This window comes from Flavobacterium undicola (genome assembly GCF_009909155.2).
In the GTDB taxonomy this organism is placed as follows: Bacteria; Bacteroidota; Bacteroidia; order Flavobacteriales; family Flavobacteriaceae; genus Flavobacterium; species Flavobacterium undicola.
In genome coordinates, this window is record NZ_JAAAPM020000028.1 from 45,489 (window position 1) to 53,405 (window position 7,917).

1 protein-coding gene is annotated in these 7,917 nt (G+C 39.2%); it reads left to right on the forward strand.

What is annotated here, in order from left to right:
- Positions 1-551: 551 nt before the first annotated feature.
- A partial coding sequence (locus GTZ96_RS14800) for a LamG-like jellyroll fold domain-containing protein (protein ID WP_181033209.1) occupies positions 552-7,917 on the forward strand: 7,366 nt, incomplete at its 3' end.

The window sequence follows — 7,917 nt, forward strand, 5'->3', positions numbered from 1 at the left end:
TTGAAACGGCTTATTTATTTAATTTAAATATCTTCTTGAAAAATTCTGATCCCAATAATTATCCTCTTTCTTAACTACAGCTTCTCTATTACAAAAAACATATTAAAAACCATTTCCAAACACAATAACATTTTTCAAATTAACAATCAATTACATCTAAAATTACATTAAATATTTTTTTATTATTAAAAAACAACAAAAAACACAATTACATCAGCATGGTTCAGAACAGTTAAATGGTTTTAAAGCAATAATTTTGTTTGATTACTAAAGACAAGATTGACACATAGTCTTTTAAAAATAAAAACATAAAAAAAATTGCCTATGACAGAATAAGGAATTCAAAACCTAAACAAACTTGCCATTATATCAATACCACATCAAGAGCAAGCATACTTAAAAGAATACAATTGAATCCAACACTACTATTTTGTATTTCTCTAAACGATCCTAAAATACAGCCCTCCTATCTTTTTTCTTTATATAGAAAAAAGATTCCAAGGTTAAGTTGTATTAAATACCACAAAAAAATTATATCTAAAAACAAATCAATGAAAAAATTTTACTCCCTTTTCATGTATGGAATTTTGTTTCTGATTCTCTGTTTTACCCAGCAGATTTCAGCACAACAAACGTTTGTACATCCGGGTATTGCCTTTAATCAGGCAGATCTGGATCAGCTAAAGGTTAACATTACAAAAGAACCCTGGCTTTCAGCTTACAATACTTTTAAGAATGATAGTCATTCACAATTAAGTTATGTTGGATCACCGCAGGCAACAGTAAGCCGTGCCCCAAACTTAAATAACACCACATGGATCAATGATATGATTGCGGTGCACAATCTGGCATTTATGTGGTGGTTTACCGGTGATGTGGCTTACGCCCAAAAAGCTACCAGCATACTTGATGGCTGGGCAGTAACTAATACCTCCTGGGGTGGTAACGAATCAATGTTAGATATAGGTGACTATGCCCAGCACTGGGCTGTAGGTGCCGAAATACTTCGTTATACTTATCCAGGATGGACGCAGGCCAATACGGATCACGTAGAAAAGTATTTTTCTGAAGTATTATTTCCTACTTCATGGGTACCTTATCCTTTACGCGACCAGAACAAAGGAGCTCTTCAACTTAAAATTGCTCTGGGAGCATCAATTTTCTGTAATGATGCTACCAAATTTAATCAGGCGATTGAAGTTTACAGAATGGATGCCGGCGGCGGTATGCGTAACTCACTCCCTAATGGAGAAGTTGGAGATACAGGTCGTGATGATCACTGGCGTGTACAGGCTGCAGCTTTAGCTTGGGGCGCAGAAGTTGCCTATAAACAAAATATAGACATGTTTTCCGAGTTAGACAATCGAGTATTGGCTATCGGTGAATTGTATCATAAATATGCCTTTGACGGAGCTTCTATGACCTATGTTCCTTTTGGAGGTTATGCCAGTTATTGGACCAGCTGGGGAATTCAGCCCGGAGCAGTAACCGGTGATATGACAAACCTTATTTATAGTGCTTATAATGTGCGTAAAGGAATTCCAACTCCGGATACCGACAGAATGCGTGCTGCAGTGGGTGGTGCCGGTGGTAATTTCTTATATTTGAAATCTTCGGATACTTCTACAGCAGTTAGTTTGCCTCCTGTGTATTATCCTGCCGATCACGTGCAGCCGGTAAGCAATTTAACTAATATAGATATCGGTAATACAGGATTAGCAAGCAGTGCTTCATTCAATAATGGAATATGGACGCTTAAAGCCGCCGGAACTTCCACCAGTACTGCCTTTAGTTTCAATTTCAAAAAAGTTAGTGGTGATGCCGGTCTGGTAGTAAAAGTGGACAATATGTCGCTCACTACAGGAGGCTGCGGTGTGATGTTACGCGAATCACTTGCACCAGGTTCCCCTTACTGGGATCTTTTTCTTAACGCTACCGGCGGTGCCGGAAGACATTGGCAACCCAAAGCTCCTTGGTGGTTAAAAATTGAACGTGTTAACACCCGTATATTTGTATATCATTCGCAGGATGGTGTTCACTGGACTAATGATGGTTGCTGGTATTCACCTACTGGTTTCCCAACTAATTTGTATGCGGGATTTTATACCCTTTCTAATAATACATCGGCACAAAATACTGCTACATTCAGCAATGTAGCCTATAGTCAAACCGCACCAACCGGATCTCCAGAGATTAGCAGTGCTACCACGACTACAGCTACCATTGGTACGCCTTTTAACTATAACATAATTGCTGATGCTAACCCATCATCTTACAGTGCCAGCGGATTGCCAGCAGGACTTAGTATTGATACAGCTACCGGAATTATTTCAGGTACAGCTACGGAGTTAGGACAAAGCGAAGTTACCATAACAGCTACCAATGCCAATGGAACAGGCGCAGCCACTTTAATCCTTAAAGTGATTAATAGTGAAGCACCTGCAGCTCCAACTTCAGCAATAGCATCGATTGTTAATACTACACAAATTAAACTTAACTGGACAGCTTCAGCTAATGCTATCAGTTATTCCGTGAAACGTTCGCTAACACTGGGTGGTCCCTATACAACTATCCAGACAGGTATTACGGGAACCTCTTTTACAGATGTAAGTCCTACACCTGAAGTGAATAACTATTATGTAATTACGGCTCTTACAGGAGATCAAGAAAGCGGAATTTCTAATGAAGTTTTTGAGTCGGTTCCTCCTGCAATTCCGGGACGTCCTGTAACAACTAATCAAAGTGACCGTGTTAACCTTACATGGGATACTGCTTTAGGCGCTTCTTCATACAAAGTAAAACGTGGTATCGTAAGTGGTGGTCCTTATACAACGATTGCAACTGTTAGCACTAACAGCTATGTGGACACAAATGTTACCAGCGGTAATCCCTATTACTATGTGGTTTCTTCTTTAGGAGCTACACAGGAAAGTGGCAATTCTGCAGAAGCCTTTGGTGTACCGGGCGCAAATTCTTCGGTATGGAGTCCAACGCCTCTTAGCAATTCATTTAATCTGGCAACTAACTGGGTTGAAAATACTCTTCCAGTAAACCCTGCCATATTAACCTTCAAGGCAACTACTGATTCAATTGTAAACAACGATATAAATGACCTGATAGTCTCAAGACTTCAATTCGAATCTGGAGCTGATGCCTATACTATTTCAGGTAATTCATTAACACTAAAAAATGATCTTGTAAACAATTCATCAAGTACTCAAACTTTAACTACTCCATTACTATTAACGGATCAACTTAATGTTAATACAGTTGGTAATACAGCTTTAGAGGGTATGATTAGTGGTAGCGGTTCCTTAATGAAATCCGGATCAGGTATTTTATATGTCAGAGGAAGTAACAATACTTATTCTGGAAATACAACTGCTAATCTGGGTATTCTATCAGTATCGGGAATAGGAACCGGGACTCCTAGCAGTCCTACAGCCGGGCCTTTAGGTTCAGCTAAGATAATCATGAACGGAGGAGCATTACAGGCTACAGCCGGCGGTAATCTTGAATTATATAATGATATAGAGGTTCTTCCTCAAAATAGAAGTTATATGTATGAAGATATTTATTCTATAACACTTCGAGGAAAACTATTAGGTAGTGGAACACTGGAACATGACGGAAATGATTATGCCGGACTTAATCTCTTAGGCGATAATAGTCAATTTACAGGAACTTTTATCTCTAAACTGAGAAGTGGTAAACAAAGGATACGTTTCGGAATTCCGCAGTCAGGAAGTGCAAACGCAACCTGGTTATTAGATGCCAATGGGATTGATTGTCAGGGCATCGGTTTTGCAACCGGAACGCTAAACTTTGGTGCTCTTAACGGTCGTGGTTATATCCGTGCCGATGGGGGCGGTGCGCCAGTTATCAGTATTGGTGCCCTTAATACGTATTCCAGTTATGGCGGAACCATTAACGGTAATGGCACTAATCTAAGCGTTGAAAAGGTAGGTACAGGCATTTTAGAAATGTGGGGAAACCAGGCCTACACCGGAACTACTACTGTAAAAAAAGGAAAATTATTGATAAACAACAATGGAACAACCGGGGTGTTTGTTAGTCCTATCACTATAGAAGAAGGAGCATTGGGCGGCTTCGGACAAACTCAGTCATCGGCAACTCTTGGAACTGGTAGCGGAGCAGGTGCTATATTAGAACCTGGATTTTTAAAAGTTGGTACCTTAACTGTTGGTGCTCTTACTTTAAAAGCGGATGCTACCTATACTCCGGAAATTAACCTGGGTACAGCTATTGGCGATCAAATTAAAGCCACTAGTGTAAACTTGCTTAACAGTCCTGTTTTAGCTCCAATCAGCATTGCGGGTACATTGAATACAGGAACAAATTATACAATAATAGACAATACAGGAACACTTGCTATTAATGGTACTTTTAAGAATTTACCTGAAATGTCTCTTGTAAACATAGGTGGTTATGATTTTCGTATTACTTACATAGGAGGCACGGGTAACGATGTGGTACTATTAGATGACCGTACTGTAACTGTTGCAATTACAAGTGTATTAGAGCAAACTACACTTATTGGAAGACCTTTCTCTTATACTATTACAGCCATCAAATCACCAACTAGCTTTAATGCTACTGGACTGCCTGCTGGTTTAACCATAGATACTGCTTCCGGTATAATTTCAGGAACTCCAACTGTGCAAGGGATTTTCTCTGTAACACTTACTGCTTCAAATGAAACCGCATCTAATACTAAAATTTTATCATTAAAAGTATTAAATACTGTAGTTGATGGTTTAATAGTAGCGGCTGGTGATGCTAAAAATATCATCGAATGGAATCCAATTCTAGATTTTAGCTATAATGTAAAACGTTCGACAACTTCTGGTGGACCTTATACTACCATTGGGACTGTTACGGGATCAAAATTTACCGATACAAATATCACTAACGGAACTGCTTATTATTACGTAGTGTCTTCTATTGACAGTACGGGAGAAAATCCTAACAGTGCAGAAGTAAAAGCAACTCCAAATATCGGGCAAGTTACTTACCTGAAATTTGACGAATTAACTGGAACACGTAGCATTGATAGTTGGGGCGCTAATCACGGTACATTAAACACTACTGCAAGTCGCAGTGAGGGTAGAAACGGACAAGCCCTTAAACTAGACGGAACAGCTAGCTCTTATGCTACCTTACCTACTGGAATTGTGAGCACATTATCTGACTATTCGATAACAGCATGGGTAAATATGGATGAATTGGCTAACTGGATGCGCGTTTTTGACTTTGGAACTGGAACATCTAAGTATATGTTTTTATCCTCTCAGGCTGGAGCATCGGGTCAGGTACGTTTTGCAATTAAAAATGGTGGATCAGAACAAGGTATGACGTATAATTACACTACTCCTCTTAAAACCTGGACTCACTTTGCAATTACCCAATCTGGAAGTACTTGTAGTATGTACATTAACGGAGCTTTAGTTGCAACTAATACTGCTGTAACTATTAAACCTTCTGATTTAGGAAGCACTAATTTGAACTATTTGGGCAAATCTCAATGGGGAGGAGACTCTATGTTTAAAGGTGCTATTGATGAATTTAAGATCTATAGCAGAGCCTTAACTGCATCTGAAATTGCTGGAAGTTCTGTAAGTCAAACTATAACGCTAAATTCAATTGCTCAAAAAGTAATGGGTGATGACGATTTTGATCCAGCAGCAACCGCTACTTCAAGTCTTCCGGTAACCTACAGCAGCTCAAACGAATCTGTGGCAACCATTGTAAATGGTAAAGTCCATGTTGTTTCTACCGGAACTGCAACTATTACTGCTTCTCAAGCAGGAAACAGCGTATACTGGCCGGCAGCATCACAATCAAAAGTTTTAACGGTTGTTATTACAAATGATACGCAACTTAATACTTTAATTGGTAAACCATTTACTTATACCATTAGCAACAAAGCACTAAGCAATTTTACTGCAACTGGTTTACCTGCCGGTTTAAGCGTTGACAGTGTTACAGGAATAATATCTGGAACTCCAACACAATTCGGTACTTTTTCAGTAACCTTAACTGCTACTAACGGTAGCAATACAGGTTCACAAACTATCATTTTAAATGTACAAAATATTGTACCAAGTAATGTTATAGTAGCAGATGGTGACGGTAAAAACATTATAGAATGGGATCCTATTGCCGATTACACCTACAATGTTAAACGTTCGACAGTATCAGGAGGACCTTATACAACTATCGGAAATGTGAGTACTACCAAGTTCACTGATACTAATGTTACAAATGGAAATACCTATTACTATGTAGTATCTTCAATGAATGGACAGAATGAAACTGCAAATAGTACAGAAGTAATAGCATCCCCTACTAGTGGTCGAGTTAGCTACCTAAAATTTGATGAGGCAAGTGGAACACGCGCTATTGACAACTGGGGAGCAAACCATGGAACATTGGCAGCCACAGCGACTCGAGATACTGGTAAATACAGTCAGTCACTTAAACTGGATGGAACAGCCAATGCTTATGCTACGTTGCCAACTGGAATTGTCAGTACACTAAATGATTTTACCATATCAACATGGGTAAGAATGGATGCTAAAGCAGCCTGGATGCGTGTATTTGATTTTGGTGTCAGCGCTACATCACCTGTCAAGTATATGTTTTTGACAATTCAGGCAGGGACTAACCTTATGCGTTATGCTATTAGAAACGGTGGTTCAGAACAACAAGTAACTGCTACCTATACGCTACCGCTAAACACCTGGACTCATTTTGCAATTACCCAGTCAGGAAGCACCTGTCGTATGTACATTAATGGGACTTTGGTTGCTACCAATACTGGTGTAACAATTAAACCGTCTACAATAGGTAGTACCAATCAAAACTATTTGGGTAAATCACAGTTTAATGACAATATGTACAAAGGTTCAATTGATGATTTTAAGATTTATAGTAAAGCGTTAAGTGCTTCAGAAATTGCTGAAACTGCTAAGTCAAATCAGTCCATTACCCTTGCATCAACTTTACAAAAAGAAATGGGTGATGCTGATTTTTCTCCTGCAACAGCAACTTCAGGACTGGCTGTTAGTTATACCAGTTCAAATAACGCTGTAGCCACTATAGTAGATGGAAAAGTGCATATTGTTGCTCCTGGAACCTCAACTATTACCGCTTCGCAGGCAGGAAATACAGATTACAATGCTGCACAAACGCTAACACAAGTTTTGACAGTGGTGAAAAAAGGACAGACTATTGATTTTGCTGCAATTACAGCTAAATTGATTAGCGATGCTGATTTTGATGCTGGAGCTGTTGCCTCTTCAGGGCTTGCTGTAACCTATAGCAGCTCAAACACGGCTGTAGCAACAATTGTGGATAACAAAATTCATATTATAGCCGCAGGTACTGCTATAATCACAGCATCTCAAGCGGGTAATGACAGCTACAATGCTGCAACTTCAGTTGCAAAACCGTTAACCGTTAATAAGACGTATTATTTAGATACCGATCATGATGGTTTTGGTTCAACTACCAGTGCTTTATTTTCAGTAAATATTGCTCCTGAAGGTTATGCTATCAACAATACTGATTGTAATGATAGCGATGCGACTGTTCATCAGCCAATTCAATATTATGTTGATGCCGACAAAGATGGATTTGGATCGACTACAACAGCAATGTTGTGTTCATCAGTTGCCACTGAAGGTTATGCTACCAACAATACCGATTGTAATGATAGCGATGCGACTGTTCATCAGCCAATTCAATATTATGTAGATGCCGACAAAGATGGATTTGGATCGACTGCAACAGCAATGTTGTGTTCATCAGTTGCCACTGAAGGTTATGCTACCAACAATACCGATTGTAATGATAGCGATGCGACTGTTCATCAGCCAATTCAATATTATATAG